13 protein-coding genes, 4 tRNA genes and 4 pseudogenes are annotated in these 16290 nt (G+C 64.3%); 9 read left to right on the top strand and 12 right to left on the bottom strand.

The features are described 5' to 3' along the window. Positions 1-14 precede the first annotated feature (14 nt). From KXD97_RS20115 to KXD97_RS20105, 4 genes and pseudogenes are all read right to left on the bottom strand, one after another. Complete coding sequence (locus KXD97_RS20115) at positions 15-1364, bottom strand: IS30 family transposase (protein ID WP_234713714.1); 1350 nt, start codon at positions 1362-1364, stop codon at positions 15-17. Further along, positions 1304-2065 (bottom strand): DDE-type integrase/transposase/recombinase, encoded by a 762-nt coding sequence (locus tag KXD97_RS33350; protein ID WP_396885479.1) that lies wholly within the window; start codon positions 2063-2065, stop codon positions 1304-1306. The genes KXD97_RS20115 and KXD97_RS33350 overlap by 61 nt, the downstream gene beginning before the upstream one ends. Positions 2066-2136: 71 nt before the next feature. Next, complete coding sequence (locus KXD97_RS33345) at positions 2137-2463, bottom strand: IS3 family transposase (RefSeq protein WP_011896177.1); 327 nt, start codon at positions 2461-2463, stop codon at positions 2137-2139. Between the two features lie 47 nt (positions 2464-2510). Then, positions 2511-2854 (bottom strand): annotated as a pseudogene (locus KXD97_RS20105) (IS3 family transposase); the annotation flags it as partial. A gap of 51 nt (positions 2855-2905) precedes the next feature. On the opposite strand from KXD97_RS20105, the pseudogene KXD97_RS20100 reads away from it, so the two are divergent. Both KXD97_RS20100 and KXD97_RS20095 read left to right on the top strand, forming a co-directional pair. Further along, positions 2906-3832: pseudogene (locus KXD97_RS20100) on the top strand (DDE-type integrase/transposase/recombinase); the annotation flags it as partial. Continuing rightward, the gene (locus KXD97_RS20095) at positions 3829-4644 is read left to right on the top strand and encodes an ExeA family protein (RefSeq protein WP_083739454.1); all 816 of its coding nucleotides are present in this window, start codon (positions 3829-3831) and stop codon (positions 4642-4644) included. The pseudogene KXD97_RS20100 and the gene KXD97_RS20095, both read left to right, overlap by 4 nt. Positions 4645-4807: 163 nt before the next feature. Here the strand turns inward: KXD97_RS20095 and KXD97_RS20090 are convergent. From KXD97_RS20090 to KXD97_RS20065, 6 genes and pseudogenes are all read right to left on the bottom strand, one after another. Further along, positions 4808-5027 (bottom strand): annotated as a pseudogene (locus KXD97_RS20090) (putative quinol monooxygenase); the annotation flags it as partial. 38 nt (positions 5028-5065) lie between these two features. Then, complete coding sequence (locus KXD97_RS20085) at positions 5066-6127, bottom strand: IS630 family transposase (protein ID WP_260751873.1); 1062 nt, start codon at positions 6125-6127, stop codon at positions 5066-5068. Positions 6128-6590: 463 nt separating this feature from the next. Beyond that, on the bottom strand, positions 6591-7322 hold the full coding sequence (locus tag KXD97_RS20080) for a type 1 glutamine amidotransferase domain-containing protein (protein WP_396884475.1): 732 nt from the start codon (positions 7320-7322) through the stop codon (positions 6591-6593). Between the two features lie 385 nt (positions 7323-7707). Continuing rightward, positions 7708-8280 carry a hypothetical protein gene (locus KXD97_RS20075; protein ID WP_260751871.1) on the bottom strand — a complete coding sequence of 191 codons (573 nt, stop codon included), beginning with the start codon at positions 8278-8280 and terminating at the stop codon, positions 7708-7710. Between the two features lie 20 nt (positions 8281-8300). After that, positions 8301-9442: pseudogene (locus KXD97_RS20070) on the bottom strand (zinc-dependent alcohol dehydrogenase). A 160-nt stretch (positions 9443-9602) separates the two neighbouring features. Continuing rightward, the gene (locus KXD97_RS20065; protein ID WP_313901315.1) at positions 9603-10961 is read right to left on the bottom strand and encodes an IS1380 family transposase; all 1359 of its coding nucleotides are present in this window, start codon (positions 10959-10961) and stop codon (positions 9603-9605) included. A gap of 168 nt (positions 10962-11129) precedes the next feature. Between KXD97_RS20065 and KXD97_RS20060 the strand changes: the two genes are divergently transcribed. Then, positions 11130-12191, top strand: a complete 1062-nt coding sequence (locus tag KXD97_RS20060; protein ID WP_260751869.1) for an IS630 family transposase — start codon at positions 11130-11132, stop codon at positions 12189-12191. Positions 12192-12766: 575 nt separating this feature from the next. Here the strand turns inward: KXD97_RS20060 and KXD97_RS20055 are convergent. Further along, positions 12767-14080, bottom strand: coding sequence for an IS256 family transposase (locus KXD97_RS20055; protein ID WP_260751868.1), 1314 nt, complete (start codon positions 14078-14080; stop codon positions 12767-12769). Between the two features lie 426 nt (positions 14081-14506). Next, positions 14507-14581, bottom strand: a tRNA-Val gene (locus tag KXD97_RS20050). A 124-nt stretch (positions 14582-14705) separates the two neighbouring features. Here KXD97_RS20050 and KXD97_RS20045 point away from each other — a divergent pair. From KXD97_RS20045 to KXD97_RS20020, 6 genes are all read left to right on the top strand, one after another. Further along, entirely contained in the window at positions 14706-15119 is a 414-nt protein-coding gene (locus KXD97_RS20045) for a DUF6636 domain-containing protein (RefSeq protein WP_260751867.1), read from the top strand. Positions 15120-15214: 95 nt separating this feature from the next. After that, a tRNA-Gly gene (locus KXD97_RS20040) sits at positions 15215-15287 on the top strand. Between the two features lie 25 nt (positions 15288-15312). Next, positions 15313-15386: transfer RNA gene (locus KXD97_RS20035), tRNA-Cys, on the top strand. 12 nt (positions 15387-15398) lie between these two features. Next, positions 15399-15473 (top strand) — tRNA-Val (locus tag KXD97_RS20030). A 100-nt stretch (positions 15474-15573) separates the two neighbouring features. Continuing rightward, positions 15574-15984: a hypothetical protein gene (locus KXD97_RS20025; protein WP_260751866.1), complete on the top strand. Its 411-nt coding sequence runs from the start codon at positions 15574-15576 to the stop codon at positions 15982-15984. Next, the gene (locus tag KXD97_RS20020; protein WP_217889361.1) at positions 15981-16265 is read left to right on the top strand and encodes a hypothetical protein; all 285 of its coding nucleotides are present in this window, start codon (positions 15981-15983) and stop codon (positions 16263-16265) included. The genes KXD97_RS20025 and KXD97_RS20020 overlap by 4 nt, the downstream gene beginning before the upstream one ends. Positions 16266-16290 lie beyond the last annotated feature (25 nt).

Genomic DNA, 16290 nt, shown 5'->3' with positions numbered 1-16290 from the left:
TATATTGGGCGGGTTCAATCGGTCGTTGCAACACCGGGTTGTTGGAGTGAGTGTAGCTGTTGGGCAAAGACTTCGGCGGGAGTCTTCCAGCCGAGGACCTTTCGGGGTCGGTTGTTGAGCGTCAGTGCGACCGCTTCGAGGTCTTGAGCCGACCATCGAGATAAGTCGGTGCCTTTCGGAAAGTACTGACGCAGAACGCCATTGGTGTTCTCGTTAGTAGGCCGCTGCCATGGCGAGTGCGGGTCGGCGAAAAACACCTTCGTTCCGGTGTCGAAGGTGAACTGGGCGTGCGCGGCCAACTCTTTGCCGCGGTCCCATGTCAACGTCTGACGCAGCTGCTTGGGTAGCTGTGCCAGTGAGGCGATCAGGGCAGCGTTCATCGCCTCGGCGCCGTAGCCGCTGAGCGCCGGCCCGTTCTTCACCGGCGGCGCCAGACCCCACCCCTCGAGGCGGGGAAGGTGAACCAGCATCACCGAGCGGCTCTTGCGTTCCACCACGGTGGCAATCGCCGACCGGCCCGCACCGATGATCAAATCACCCTCCCAATGCCCAGGAACTGCGCGATCGGCGGCTTCGGCAGGGCGTTTGCTGATCACGACGTCCGCGGTGACATGTCCCTGCGGTTTGTTCTGTGTCCTGGCCCGCGGGACCCGCAGCGCACGACCGGTCCGCAGGCACGCGACCAATTCCCGTTTGAGCGCCCCACGCCCCTCGATGAACAAGGACTGATAGATCGCCTCATGGCTGATGCGCATGGACTCATCATCGGGGAAATCCAGCGGTAAGCGGTGGGCAATCTGTTCCGGGCTCCATGCTGTCGACCACCGTCGGTCTTGTCGGTGCGGCTTGTTGCGGCCGTTCCAGGCCTTGGTCTGCGGACCTGCGACGGCGGTGCCGTCGGGTCCGCGGACACTGCCATCGAGCCGCTGCTGCACGTACTCACGCAGCTGCGGGTTGACTGCCAGTTTCGCGGGTTTCGGGCGCTTTGCTGCTTGCTGGGCCTTCCACTGCGCCACCCCTGCGCGGTACACCTGCGTGCCGCTGCGGGTGGCTGCGTTGCGCCGCAGTTCCCGCGAAACTGTCGAGGGGTCACGCTTGATCTCGCGGGCGATCTCACGCACCCCGGCGCCCTGGGCGCGTAGCAGTGCGATCTCCTCCCGCTCGGCGAACGACAGATACCGGCCCGTGGGCTCATCCAGACTGATCGGCGTCATGCCGCCAGCGTGGTGGAACCACCTGGTCGCCACCGGTGTCGACACGCCGACCTCTGCGGCTGCGTCGTCGGTGGAGACACCCTGGGCGATCAGCCGCCAAAACTGACGCTGCACCGACCGCGACGGGTCCGGGCGCCCTGGTGAGCGCATCGCAGGCCGCAACGCACGGTCAGCCGCCCACTGCCGTCGCCTACCAACCGATTCCGCGTCCTTACGCTTGGCCACACCACACCTCCGTGATCAAGGTGTTGCGACGACCAGTTGAATCCGCCTTGAGAGCCCGCATCGCTGTGATGGATCAGATCATCCAAAAATGTTGCACCAGAACGCTTCCTGGTATCTATGGCGTGGTTGATCGCATCGGTCACCAGCTTCTGGGTCATCTCGGTGGCCACCTTCCAGCCTACGATCTTGCGGGCGTAGACGTCGGTCACGAACGCTGTGTAGGCCCAGCCGGCACGGGTCCGGCAGTACGTGAAATCGGCCACCCACAAACGGTCCGGCGCGCCGGCGACGAAATGCCGCGCGACCCGATCCGGAGCTCGCGTTGCTGCCGGATCAGCAATGGTGGTGCGCACCCGGCGGCGCTTGCACGCACCCCGCCAACCCATCTCCCGCATGACCCGCTCCACAACACACCGTGAGACATCGAGTCCGTTGGTACGCAACACAATCCACGTCTTACGGGCACCCAGAACCGCGAACAGCTTGTTGGATCGGCGCAGCCGCCAGATGGCGTCGATCACCTGCGCATCAGTCCAGTCCGCCTTCGAGGGGCCACGGCGGGCGCGGTGGGCGTAATACGTCGACGGGGCGATCACGACGCCGAACTCCGAGAGCACGGCGCACATCGACTCGACACCCCACTTGAGACCATCAGCGCCCACACGCATGTGCTGGTGGGCGCTGATGAACTCCACGACTACTGAGACGGCCGGTCGAGCTCGGCAGCGAAGAAAACCGACGCCGCCTTCAAAATCGCGTTGGCCCGCTTGAGTTCGGCGTTCTCCCGGCGCAGCTTGCGCAGGACCTCGGATTCCTCGCTGGTCTGCCCAGCCCGATCTCCGGCGTCGATCTCGGCCTGGCGGACCCATTTGCGCACCGTCTCGGCGGTACCGACGCCCAGCAGATCAGCAACCCGGCCCATCGCCTCCCACTCCGAGACCGTGTCGCTGCGCAGATCGGCCACCATCTGCACCGCTCGCGCCTTCAGCTCGTCTGGATACCGCTTCGATGACTTCGTTCCCACGTGCCCATCCTTCCCAACAGAAGAACTCTCCGGACACGCCGGGGCGGATCAGCCCGCAGCTCGTCGATGAACGCGACGATCATCGGTTGCGGGGGTCGAGTTCCCCCGCGAAGAAAATCGAGGCCCGCCGCAGAATCTCGTTATCCTCCTCAAGCCGGCGCACCTTGGCCTTGAGCTCCTTGATCTCAGCGAGCTCCTCGCTCGTAGCGCCCTGACGCTGACCCCCGTCGATCTGAGCCTGCACGACCCAGCGGCGCACCGATTCCTTCCCAACGCCCTCACGCCGCGCGACGGCCTCACACGCGGCAGTCACCGACGGGTACAGCGGCAAGGTATCCAGCACCTGCCGCACACAGCGCTCCCTGACGTTCGGGTCGATCTTCTTCGGCATGGTTTGCATCCTTCCAACTCAGAAAGATGCGGCATCAAACCTGGGGCGCTTCACCTGTTCGCGTTCCTCGACGACCACTCTCGGGTGGTGGTGGGGCACCGGTTCGGGTTCGCCGAAGACACCGTGCGCCTGGCGGCCGCCCTGAAACCGGCGCTGGCCACCCGCGGCGTCCCCGCGTCGATCTATGTCGACAACGGCTCCGCGTTCGTCGATGCCTGGCTGCTGCGGGCGTGCGCGAAACTCGGTATCCGGCTGATCCATTCGACCCCGGGGCGCCCGCAAGGACGCGGCAAAATCGAACGATTTTTCCGCACGGTGCGCGACCAGTTCCTCGTCGAGGTCACCGACACCACCGCCGAAGACCTGACCGCCGCAGGGATCGATCACCGTGCGGCGTTGTTGGAGCTCAACCGGCTGTTCATGGCGTGGGTTGAAACCGAATACCAACGCCGCACCCACTCCGAAACCGGACAAGCCCCGCTGACCCGGTGGGAGGACGGCTGGGACCGACTCGGCGGGTTGCCCGCGTCACCGACGGCGGCGGATCTGACCGAGGCGTTCCTGTGGTCAGAGTTTCGCACGGTGACCAAGACCGCCACCGTCTCGCTGCATGCCAACACCTACCGAGTCGATCCTGCCCTGGCCGGACGCAAGGTCGAGCTGATCTTCAGCCCGTTCGATCTGGAGACCATCGAGGTCCGCTACCGAGACACCAGTTTCGGTGCGGCGATCGCGCATACCATCACCCGCCACGCGCATCCGAAAGCCCGACCCGAAACCCGAGACACGCCACCGGCAGCGACGGGGATCGACTACCTGGCGTTGACCGCCGCCGCCCACCACGAGCAGCTGCGCCACGATGAACGTATCGGCTACCACGCCCTCTACGGACCCACCGCCGACGCAGATGAGCTGCCCGGTCAGCTGTCGATCACCGACCTCGACAACGCTGCCGAGGAAGACGGGGTGCCGGCATGAGTATCGAACGCCTGCAATCGCATTGGGGTTTCACCCGGATGCCGTTCGGACGGAATCTGGCGCCGTCGATGCTGCACCGCCACCCCGGCCACAGTGAAGCAATCGCCCGCATCGGGTGGTGTGTCAATCAATGCGCCATCGGGGTCATCACCGGTGAAGTCGGCGCCGGCAAAACGGTGGCCATCCGCGCCGCCGCGACCGCCCTGGACCCGGCCCGGCACGTCATCATCTACCTGGCCAACCCCACCATCGGAGTGCGCGGCATGCTCACCCACATCGTCGCTGCCCTCGGGCACACCCCGGTCTTTCACACCGCCCGCCTCGCGCCGCAGGCCGCCGACGCCTTGGCCGCTGAACATGCCGAACGGGGTCGCAACCCGGTGCTCGTCGTCGATGAGGCCCATCTGCTCGACAATCATCAACTCGAAGCGATCCGGCTGCTGACCAACCACGATATGGATTCCGGGTCCCCGTTCGCGGTGGTGCTGGTTGGCCAACCTACCCTGCGGCACCGCCTGCGTCTCGGTGTCTTGGCCGCCCTGGATCAGCGCATCGCGGTCCGCTACACCCTGCCCGGCATGACCGCAGCGGATACTGCTGACTACATCAGCCATCACACCAAGATCGCCGGCCGCTCCGATGTCCTGTTCGCCGACGATGCCGTCACCTTGATTCACAACGCCTCCCGCGGCCACCCGCGGGCAGTCAACAACCTGGCCCTGCACGCGTTGACGGCAGCGTTCGCCGCCGGTCATTCCATCGTCGGGGAGAAAGCCGCCCGCATCGCCATCAGCGAAACAGCCTCAGACTGACCGAGATCCCCACCAGCCCGACCACAACTGCATCACCTCGACGACGATCCCGTCACCGAGACCACCACGGCCCCGCTCACCCGAGCGGGGCCGTTCTCATACCTACCTGGTCCATCGCCACGGCCAGTGACTCCGACATGGTCACCGTCGATGACGCGCAACAGCTGGCCAGAACATCGAGTCGGCTGATGTCTGGTGGCGAGGCGAACAGCTCATCGGCTCTTTCTGCGAGAGCTTTTCACACGGCGCCCCCAAGATGCTGCCTCGAGCGCCGCCTCGTCCGGGAACGCGTCGACGATCCCGAATGTCGACGGGCCGAATCGAACCGCGAGCCACGGCTTCGTGTCCGGTTCCTGCTCTACGAGCGGCAGGGCAGAGATCAAGAATTCCTCGACAGCGCTTTCTTTGCCGGGCTTGGCCTCTAGTGTCTCGCGTCTGAATTTGGTTTACGGGTATGGGGCAGGATGTCGTCTGCGGATTTGGTCCACACGAATGGGTGGCAGCGCTGATTCCAGCCTTGGATGAACGCGGCGATGGCGGCCATCAGTTCTTTGACGCTGTTGAACGAGCCACGGCGGATGGCTTGGCGGGTGATGATCGAGAAGAACACCTCGACCATGTTCAGCCAGGATCCTGAGGTCGGCGTGAAATGCAGTGTCACGCGGGGGTTCTTGTCCAGCCAGGCGTTGATGTCGGCATGCTTGTGGGTGTGGTAGTTGTCGCACACCACGTGCAGTTTCCGTCGGGGGTAAGCGCGGGCGACCGCTTTGAGGAAGTCGAGGAACTCCGCTTTGCCATGCCGCTCATAGCAGCGGTCGGTCACCTTGCCGGTGGCGATCTCGAGTGCGGCAAACAAGGTGGCGGTGCCGTTGCGCTGGTAGTCATGGGTCGCTTTTTCGGGCAACCCGGGACGCAGCGGCAGGATCGGCTGGGTCCGGTTGAGGGCTTGAATCTGGGACTTTTCATCTACGCACAACACGATCGCGTTGGTCGGCGGGTTCAAGTAGAGGCCGATTACGTCGCGGACCTTGGCCTCCAGCTCCGGGTCGGTGGAGAACTTAAAGGTCTCCCGGCGCCAGGGTTTGACCCCGTAACGGCGCCAGGCCCGGGCGACCGTGGCGTCCCCCACGCCGAGGTGTTTACCGAGCAGTCGACTCGACCAGTGGGTGACCGCCAAAACCTCCGGCGGCGGCTCCAGGGTGGCTGCCAGGATCGCCGCGTCGTCGACAGTCTTGGGTCGACCGCTGCGAGGCTCGTCGGCAAGTCCATCAATCCCGTACGCGGCGAATCGATCCCGCCATTTGATCACCGTCGGTCGCGAGACTCCCACCTGCCGGGCTGCGCCAGAGGTGCCGGCACCATTAGCCACCGCCAGCACGATCCGGGCCCGCTCGACATGACCGGCAGATGCCGTCGTCGACCGCGTCCACGACTCCAACGTCACGCGATCCTCAGAACTGATCACCAGCGCAGATGACGGCATACACCATCATCCCACACTGTAAAACTAATTAATGACGCATGACACTAGCCGTTTAGAATTTCGGGAAGGATAGTGCGAACTCAGCGGACGAACCCGATAGCCGCAATCCTTGTGCTCTGCAATGTTTTCCGCGATGAGATCACCCTATCCGATAGACGAGAAACGTATATCGCAGGCTCATTCATCGGATGCGCCGCGCGCCTGCTCCTAAAGGCTGGGCGATGGAGCGGCCGATTTCCTGCTCCCGCCGCGCCGAAGGCGCAGGTTTGCATTCACCCCCTTGTGTCAAGGTGCCACCCAACGGGCCAGTCGGTATGGTGCGAGCCAACCGGCCATGGCGCCTCAGGAAATCTCCGAAGCTCCGGGTGCCCGAGGTTCTGTTCCAGCAGCTGCGGAGGCCGCAGTCCACCACGCCGTCAGCAAGAGCAACAGGAAGCACGCCGCGTGGAGAGCAATGACACCATCAACCCCCTCGTCTGACCGCCATCGGGCTGCGCAACGCTGCCGCCAGCGTGGCAGCACCCACCCCGGCGAGAGCTGCCGCCGAGGGCTTCGGCGACCAGCGCAATGCGGCGACCGCCCAACCGATGGGCTCGTTGCGCGCAGGATCGGAGCCGGTAGGGCTGGACACCGTCTGCTGTTGACTCGTCGGTTCGGCGAAGATGTCCAGCATCGCAGGCACGAACGCTTTCAGGTCCTGAGGCCCGCGGCTTGTGACCAGATTGCGGTCGCGCACCACCTCGCGGTCAAGCCACGTCGCGCCCGCGTTCACGAGATCATCGCGGATGCCGGGCCACGACGTGAGGGTCCGTCCCGTGAGCAGTCCCGCCGACGCCAGCACCCATGGACCGTGACACAGGGTGACGATCGGCTTTCGGCCGTGGTCGAAGGCACGCACGAAATCTCGTGCGTCCGCCGACTGCCGCAGTAGATCGGGGTTGATGAAGCCGCCGGGAAGCAGCAGTCCGTCGTAGTCGTCGGGGTCGGCGTCGGTGACCACCTTGTCCACGCCGACGCGGCTGGCGGGCATGTGCAGGTTCACCCCGCGTATTCGGCCTTCGCGCAGTGACACGATGTCCACCTTCGCGCCCGAAAGCTGCAGCGCACGTAGCGGAACCACCAGTTCGACCTTCTCGAACCCGTCGGCGGCCAGCACCGCGATCGTGCGCCCCGAAAGGCGTCGTTTGTGTGCCATCATCCTCCTGTCGATGTCATGCATTGCGTCACTTGCTCTTTCGTTGTCGGTCGACGCTCAACCGACTTTTACGCCCCACGCACTGCCGTGTTGTGTCAACGGACCTGCCCCGCGACGCCGGGGCCGATGCGCGGTCATCGCCATAGTTCCCAGGCCAGCCAGACCCATCCGATGCCGGTGAGCACACCGAGCGCTGCGATCGCAAGGATGTCAACAGAACCGGCAAGGTCGCCGCGGCGGCACACCCGGTGGCGGTCCGGTCGACCGGGATCTGTCGATAATCGCGCCACCAGTAAGCGACATCACCGAGATAGAACAGCGCCATCCCCCCGGCAAGTGCGACTGCCGGCAGTAGCGGCAGGGGATCGTCGGCGTGCGCCCATCGTTACTTACGGCGCCTGAGAACCCTTCGCACGAGATAGATGGACAGGATCCACGGACCGGCGACGATGACCGGGTCGATCCACATGTGTCTCACATCGACCCGCTTGCGGCCGAACCGCGACCGAAGCCCGTTGTGACTGAATTCGGCTTTCACGCCCGACTCGGTGATCGGGTTGTCGGGCCGCAAGGTGACCAGCGAGCGAAGGTGGTGCTCGAGGGCATCCACTCGGTCGGCGTAGAGCAAGATCATCCAATGGGCGGCGCGGCCTTCACTGAACTTGTAAGCGAACTTCCGCATAGTCCCCGACAAACCGCTGGGTGGCTGCGCGGTACCGAACACCGGAGTCAGGAATCGATGTTCGACGGACCTTTCACGCGGCCACTTCTCGGGCTGCCGCTCGGGGAAGTCCCAATGCGCCCCGGTCTCAAGGAACTTCAGTTTGGGGACGGACGGTCGATCCTCCTTGTTGAGATCCGCGCCCCATCCGTGGATACGCGCTCGAAGAGCCTCGCTGTCCGGTACCGGCGGATGGTCGGCCGTGTAGGCGGGCACGCGCTGCGAAGTCTGGGTCATGACAGTTCTCCTTGGGTCCATCAGTTGTGGTTGACGACGACGACCGGCTTGATGTTGTTGTCGAGCTTGGAAGAGAAGATGTGGTAGCCCTCGGCAATATGCTCGAAGTGGGATGCGGTGCGTGACAATGTCATTCGGCTTGATGTAGCCATTCTCGATATGCGACCACAACCGCGGCCACTGCCGCTTCACCGGGCACTGGTTGGCGTTGATCGTGAGGCCCTTGTTCATGGCATCGCCGAACTTCACCGCGCTGAACATCGGCCCGTAGGCGCCGACCACCGAAACGGTTCCGCCTTTGCGCACCGAGTCGATCGCCCAGTTGAGAGCCACTGGAGAGCCGCCCTGCATTTTGAACTTCGCCGTCGTCACGTGCTGCATGAGGTTTCCGTCCGCCTCCGCACCGACCGCGTCGATCGCGACGTCGGCGCCCAGGAAGTCGGTGACTTTCTTCATCTCCAGCACGATGTCGCCGTACTCACCGAAGTTGTAGGTCTCGGCATCCGCGAACTCCCGGGCCTTCTGCAAGCGGTACTCCTGATGGTCGATGACGATGACGCGGCCGGCCCCCATCAACCAGGAACTTTTCGCTGCATACAGACCGACCGGCCCGGCGCCGAACACGATGACGGTGTCTCCCTCGGCGATGTCCCCGAGCTGAGCGCCGAAGTATCCCGTCGAAAGGGCATCGGTGCAGAGCAATGCGTCTTCACTTTCCATCCAGTCGGGGATCACCGATGGACCGACGTCGGCGAAGGGCACCCGCACGTACTCGGCCTGAGCGCCGTCGTACCCACCGCACGTATGCGAGTAGCCGTAGATGCCACCCACCGCAGTGGCGTTGGGGTTCACGTTGTGACAATTGGAGTAGAGGCCTCTGGCACAGAAGTAGCATGAGCCGCAGTAGATGTTGAACGGCACCATCACCCGATCACCGGGCTGGATGTTCTCTACAGTGGGGCCGACTTTCTCCACCACTCCGATGAACTCGTGTCCGAAGGTGTGCCCGATCCGGGTGTCGGGCATCAAGCCGTGATAGAGGTGCAGATCCGAACCACTAGATCGCCGCCAATTCCACCCGAACGATCGCATCGTTGGGGTGCTCGATCGCCGGGATCTCTTTTTCCTCAATACGAACTTTGCAGGGACCGCGATAACTCATTGCTTTCGTAGCGCCTCCTAGCCTCGATCTTTCACGTGGCGGGTAGTTGAGGTCTTTTCGTGGCGTGAGTGGGCGGTTCTGACGTGGGCGGCCTGGGGTTCCGGCGTTGCGTCTCGCCGGTGCTCCTGGGTCCTTTGCTCGTCGGAATGGTTTCTGTGTTTTAGGTGGGTTGCAGTGCGGTCCAGCCGAATTCGATGAGGTCGCTCCACGGCCAGCCTCTTGGCAGCCGTAGGTAGCGGCGACGCCCTGAGGTGATGATGCGTCCGGCGACGGCAAGCAGGCGCAGGCGTAGTCGTTTGGGTTCCCAGCCTCTGGCCGGGTGGCCGGTGAAGGCCAGGACTTGGGTCCAGACCAGCAGGTCAGCGGCCAGCAGGGTGATCTCCAGCCAGATCTGATTCTGGGCGAACCCGTGAAACGGCAGGTTGGTCAGTCCGGTGTCTTTGAGGTTGCGGATGCGGTCTTCCGCGCGGGCGCGTTGACGGTGCCGGACTTCGAGATCGCAGATCGACCAACCGCGGGTGTTGGTCGCAAAGCACGTGATCCGCCACCCGTTGTCATCGGTCAGGCGCAACTGCGCGCCGGGATGGGGACGTTCTCGGCGGGCGATGACCCGCATCCCTGCCGGCCAGCCTTTCAGCGTGTCGGGCAGGTAGCGGGTCAACTCAGCGACCTGGGCGCCCTCGCGTGGTGTGCCGTCGCCGTCGAGGGCAGCCCGCCACGCCCGCCGCGGGACCCGGCGCAGCGCTTCGACGATCGGGGGCATGCCGTAGAACCCGACTGAGTACTGCAGTCCCAGGTCGGTGATGTGGTGCAGGAAGTCCTTGACCCCGCCACCGGTGTCGGTGCGCACCAGCACCCGGGCCCGTTCGGGTTCGGGCAGTTGGGCCAACGCGGCATCCAGGACACTGATGTGGTCAGCAGCGCTGTTGGAGCCGGCTGAGCCGGGTCGCAGCAACCCGACCAGGGCTTCACCGGATCCGTGGCTGCCGTGGTCGACGAAGGCGAGCATGGGATGAAACCCGTATCCGTACTTGAAGGTTGGGGTGGCGCCCTGTTTGTCGCTGTGGGCGGTCACCAGGGTGGCGTCCAGATCGACGATGACCTGGCTGCCTGAGGTACCGGCCAGCGGTTGCTGGCGCCGCCATATGTGCGCGCGGGCTGCTGCCCGGGCCGCGCGGATCGCCGCAACGGCGGCATCGACGTCGCCGGCCAGCGTGGCGATCAGACGTGACACGGTGGCATCGGAGGCCACCGCCCCGAACAGCTCGGGCTGAGCACGCACCACCGCGATATCGGCGGCACAGTCACCGCCGAGTGCCACCGCGATCGCGACATCGGTGAGCACCTTGGCCGGGTCGTGCAGGGTTCGTGGTGCCCGCCACCGCTTCAAGACCTCTGACATGGCCTTTTCCAGTCCCGAGACGTGCAGCGTCCGAGCCAACAGCAGCCCGCCGGCCGACGAGACCAACGACTCGCGACCTGAATCCACCAGCAGAGAACGAACCGCGCTACGCTTCACCTACGGAGTGCCTTCCCGCTTTGTGAACATGGACCCTAGACAAGTCACATTTTCTCAAACAGGACAGGCACTTCCGTGCATTACAGGTCGTGTCAACAGCCTATTTCACGAAACGTCGAGGCTAGTGTCATGCGTCATTAATTAGTTTACAGTGTGGGATGATGGTGTATGCCGTCATCTGCGCTGGTGATCAGTTCTGAGGATCGCGTGACGTTGGAGTCGTGGACGCGGTCGACGACGGCATCTGCCGGTCATGTCGAGCGGGCCCCGATCGTGCTGGCGGTGGCTAATGGTGCCGGCACCTCTGGCGCAGCCCGGCAGGTGGGAGTCTCGCGACCGACGGTGATCAAATGGCGGGATCGATTCGCCGCGTACGGGATTGATGGACTTGCCGACGAGCCTCGCAGCGGTCGACCCAAGACTGTCGACGACGCGGCGATCCTGGCAGCCACCCTGGAGCCGCCGCCGGAGGTTTTGGCGGTCACCCACTGGTCGAGTCGACTGCTCGGTAAACACCTCGGCGTGGGGGACGCCACGGTCGCCCGGGCCTGGCGCCGTTACGGGGTCAAACCCTGGCGCCGGGAGACCTTCAAGTTCTCCACCGACCCGGAGCTGGAGGCCAAGGTCCGCGACGTAATCGGCCTCTACTTGAACCCGCCGACCAACGCGATCGTGTTGTGCGTAGATGAAAAGTCCCAGATTCAAGCCCTCAACCGGACCCAGCCGATCCTGCCGCTGCGTCCCGGGTTGCCCGAAAAAGCGACCCATGACTACCAGCGCAACGGCACCGCCACCTTGTTTGCCGCACTCGAGATCGCCACCGGCAAGGTGACCGACCGCTGCTATGAGCGGCACGGCAAAGCGGAGTTCCTCGACTTCCTCAAAGCGGTCGCCCGCGCTTACCCCCGACGGAAACTGCACGTGGTGTGCGACAACTACCACACCCACAAGCATGCCGACATCAACGCCTGGCTGGACAAGAACCCCCGCGTGACACTGCATTTCACGCCGACCTCAGGATCCTGGCTGAACATGGTCGAGGTGTTCTTCTCGATCATCACCCGCCAAGCCATCCGCCGTGGCTCGTTCAACAGCGTCAAAGAACTGATGGCCGCCATCGCCGCGTTCATCCAAGGCTGGAATCAGCGCTGCCACCCATTCGTGTGGACCAAATCCGCAGACGACATCCTGCCCCATACCCGTAAACCAAATTCAGACGCGAGACACTAGCGGGGTTGATGTCCGGCGCCGCATACCCGGCAACGATGTGGCAAAACCACCCTGCAGTGGCCAAAAAGCGCAGCGGCATTGGACCTTTGGGCACGAAGACGCGAGTCGGTAACTTCCCGCCGTCATTCCCGAGTGGGAGCTACGTCGAACGCCGCGTGATAATGGCAGCGATATGCACCACGTCGGCTGGACCAATGACGACGATTCGAAAGGAGAAGCGGCACAGACGGTCCCAGGCAGACGGGGTCGCCATGAGGGCAGTTATGTACGACGGACCAGGTGGGGTCGTTGTCAAGGAGTTCCGGACACCAAGATCGAGCACCCGACCGAAGTACTCGTCAAGATCACCGCTACCGAGGCATGGTGGTCGGGCACGAGACGTCGGCATCGTCGCCGAGGTCGGCAGCGCGGTGTCCACGGTCTCGCCAGGTAACGCCAGGCGATCGGGATTGTCCGCCCATCAACATCGGCTGCGGTTTCTGCCGCGATTGCGACGAGGTCAGACGGCGCTGTGTCCGACAGCGCATCCCGAGGCGAACTGGGAGCAATTGTCAATACCTGTGGATCGGGGTGTTTCAGGCGACCTCCGTTTCGGTGTGCTGATCGCCGTCTGACGGTGGTGTCGGTGGGGTGATGTCGGTGGGTCGTTCGAGCAGTTTGCCTTTGTGGAAGACCGCTCCGGCGCGGACGAGGGCGACCAGATGTGGGGCGTTGACGGCCCGCCAGCGGGCCTGCGCGGCGTCGATCAGCTTGTAGGCCATGGCCAATCCAGCGGCCCGCGATCCCGGACCCTTGGTGACCTTCGTTCTCAAACGCACTGTGGCGAAGGTACTTTCGATCGGATTCGTGGTACGCAGATGGATCCAGTGCTCGGCGGGGTAGTGGTAGAACTCCAGCAGGACATCGAGGTCGTCGACAATCTTGGCGACCACTTTCGGGTACTTCGCGCCGAAGGCAACCGCGAAGGCCTTGACCGCGACCTGAGCTTTGTCGATGTCTTCGGCGTTGTAGATGTCCTTGATGGCCGCCAGCGCGGCCGGATGCGCTGACTTCGGCAGCCCGGCCAGGACGTTGGCCTGCTTGTGGAACCAGCAGCGCTGCTCCTTGGTCGACGGGAATACCTCCCGCACCGCCTTCCAGAACCCGAGCGCGCCATCGCCGACGGCCAGCACTGGGGCGGTCATGCCGCGGCGTTTGCAGTCGCGCAGCAGATCCGCCCACGACTCGCATGACTCCCGATAGCCGTCGGTGATCGCCACGAGCTCTTTGCGGCCGTCAGCGCGCACGCCGAGCATCACCAGCAGGCACAGCTTCTCCTGGTCCAGGCGGACCTTGAGGTGAATGCCGTCGACCCACAGGTAGACGTAGTCGCTGCCGGACAGGTCCCGGGCAGCGAACGTACGGGCTTCGTCTTGCCACTGCGCGGTCAGACCGGTGATCGTGGTGGCCGACAACCCGGCACCCGAGCCGAGGAACTGCTCGAGTGCGGGCCCGAAGTCGCTGGTTGATAGGCCGTGCAGATACAGCAGCGGCAGCACCTCACTCATCTGCGGAGACTTGCGTGCCCAGGCCGGCAGGATCGCCGAGGAAAACCGCTGCCGCTCACCAGAATCGGGGTCGACACGGCGATCGTTGACCCGCGGCGCCTTCACCAGCACGGCACCGGCCGCGGTCAACACCTCACGCGGCTGGTGATAGCCGTTGCGGACCACCAGTCGGTGACCGTTCTCGTCGAGCTGATCAGCGAATGCGGCTACGTACGCGGCGACCTCGGCCTGCAGTGCAGCGGCCAACATCTGCCGGGCCCCGTCGCGGACGATCTCGTCCAACAACGACCGGCCGGCCTCGCCGCCGTTGGCCTCCTCGGCATCGTGAACTACGGTGAGCATGGGCGTACCTTCCCAACCAGCGCGCCAACGCCGGTCTTGATCGAATACCTGATTCCGTGATGATCATCCTCGGGAAGGTGCGCCCACTTTCAGGCCGCCTCCTCGGGCCTCATCCACAGGTATTGATCATTGCTCGTGCGAACTGGCGGGGGCCGCCGCCTATTGCTTCGCCGGGATGGGACCGTGCTGGGGCGGGCAAGCAGACCATCGGGTGCCAATGCGGTCAGCGGGTCTGATGGCTGCTTATCCGGCAATGATCCCGGGGGTCAGAAAAGGTGATCACCGTCGATCGTCGCCGCGACCGTCTGCCCTGCGAAGCTGATCGCCGGCAGTCAAGCCGCCCCTCCGGCGGCGACCAGCACGTCCACCGGCGAACCGCGGGGACACGGATGAGCGATTATCGGGACATACCCCTGAGCTGTTTGCTGGTGGTCCCGGCTGGGTTCGAACCAGCGACCTTCCGCGTGTGAGGCGGACGCTCTCCCACTGAGCTACGAGACCGGATATTCGGCGATGCGAACGAGGCAGAAGACTAGCACGCGGCACTCGTCCCCCAAGAATCCGCTGGCAGGCAATCGCCGTTTTCGGGGCGCGGCGCAGGGCATGGCGCCGCTAATGTCGCCGTATGAAGCGTTGGGCGCTCGCCGCCACTGTCGTGATTTCGGCCGCCCTGACGCTCTGCTCTGCCGCCGGAGCCGACGTCGTCGGCTTCACCTCGCCGAGCGGCAACATCGGCTGCATCCTCGCCGAGGACTCGGTGCGCTGCGACATCGCGGCCCGTGACTGGACGCCTCCCCCGCGGCCGGCCGACTGCCCGGACTTCACCGACTACGGACAGGGCATCTACCTGGGACCCACCGGCCCCGCCCGATTCGTGTGCGCCGGCGACACCGCACTGGGCAGCGGCCCGGCCCTGGACTACGGCCAGTTACGGGTCGGCGGCGGATTGAGCTGTGAGAGCGAACCCTCGGGCATCCGCTGCTCCAACTCCCACGGCCGCGGCTTCGCGATATCCCGCCAGGCATATGAGCTGTTCTGAGCCGCGGCGCGCCGCGCGAGCAAGGGATTTGTGTCTGCCTAGCTGCCTGGACTATCGTTCTGCATCGCGACGGGCGACGATCTCGCACGTGGCACGCGGATGTAGCGCAGTTGGTAGCGCATCACCTTGCCAAGGTGAGGGTCGCGGGTTCGAATCCCGTCATCCGCTCGAGGGTGCAGGCATCAACCCCAGCGGTGGAGTGGCCGAGTGGTGAGGCAACGGCCTGCAAAGCCGTGCACACGGGTTCGATTCCCGTCTCCACCTCCAAAGGTGTTCCCGGCGCGATTAGCTCAGCGGGAGAGCGCTTCCCTGACACGGAAGAGGTCACTGGTTCAATCCCAGTATCGCGCACCACGTTCGATGCAGGTCAGAGCATGTATCTAGACCCGCTTTGTGAATCCCGTGCAACTAACGTGCAATAGCCGCCCCGGTCAGTCCCAACCTGGAGGCTGGCATGAGTACGGAAACCGACCACAACATCGCGGACGCCCCATGGGCTGATCCCGCCTGGACCGTCGATTCGACGACCCGCACATGCTGCGGTGGAATCGGCGCCCACACCCACGCCTGCGCCACCGAGCCCGCATCGCCGGCAGGCGCAGACACAATCGACGATTGGGGTTCTGGCGGTGAGGGTCGCCGGGTCATCCTCGGCTACAACCGCCACGTGATCGACTCCGATGTGTTCGTCAGTACTGCCTGCATCCAGCACCGTGACGGCCATATCGACGACGGCAGCAATGGTGAAGCGCCATCGGTATACATCGACGGGGCACCGGCAAGCCTGAACTCCGACCAGGCGCGGATCTTGGCGGCGCTCCTGCTGGAGTCGGCAGCATTAATTGATGGGTGGGTCCAGCGATGAGCAAGTGCGCGTTCGATTGGTGCACCAACACCGACGACGATCACAGAGAGCACAACTGGACTGATGGCGTTGACGGCTCCAGCATCATAGGAAAGCTACGCCACGTGTCGGTCTGGACTTCGATACATGATGGGTTCGCGGAGCCGATCATGATTGGAATCGAGGCGGGTCCCGACGAGGTAGACGACGGTACCGAGGCGTGGCTCAGCGTCGACCAAGCTGTGTACCTACGCGACACGCTCACGAAGGCGATTGAGAACGCGACCACTGAACCGAGCTAGGAACGCAAACAGATGCGCCTCGGCC

Origin of the sequence: Mycobacterium sp. SMC-8, assembly GCF_025263565.1 — a bacterium.
GTDB lineage: Bacteria > Actinomycetota > Actinomycetes > Mycobacteriales > Mycobacteriaceae > Mycobacterium.
The sequence above is the reverse complement of the archived record's forward strand: the minus strand, read 5'-3'. Positions and strand labels throughout refer to the sequence as shown.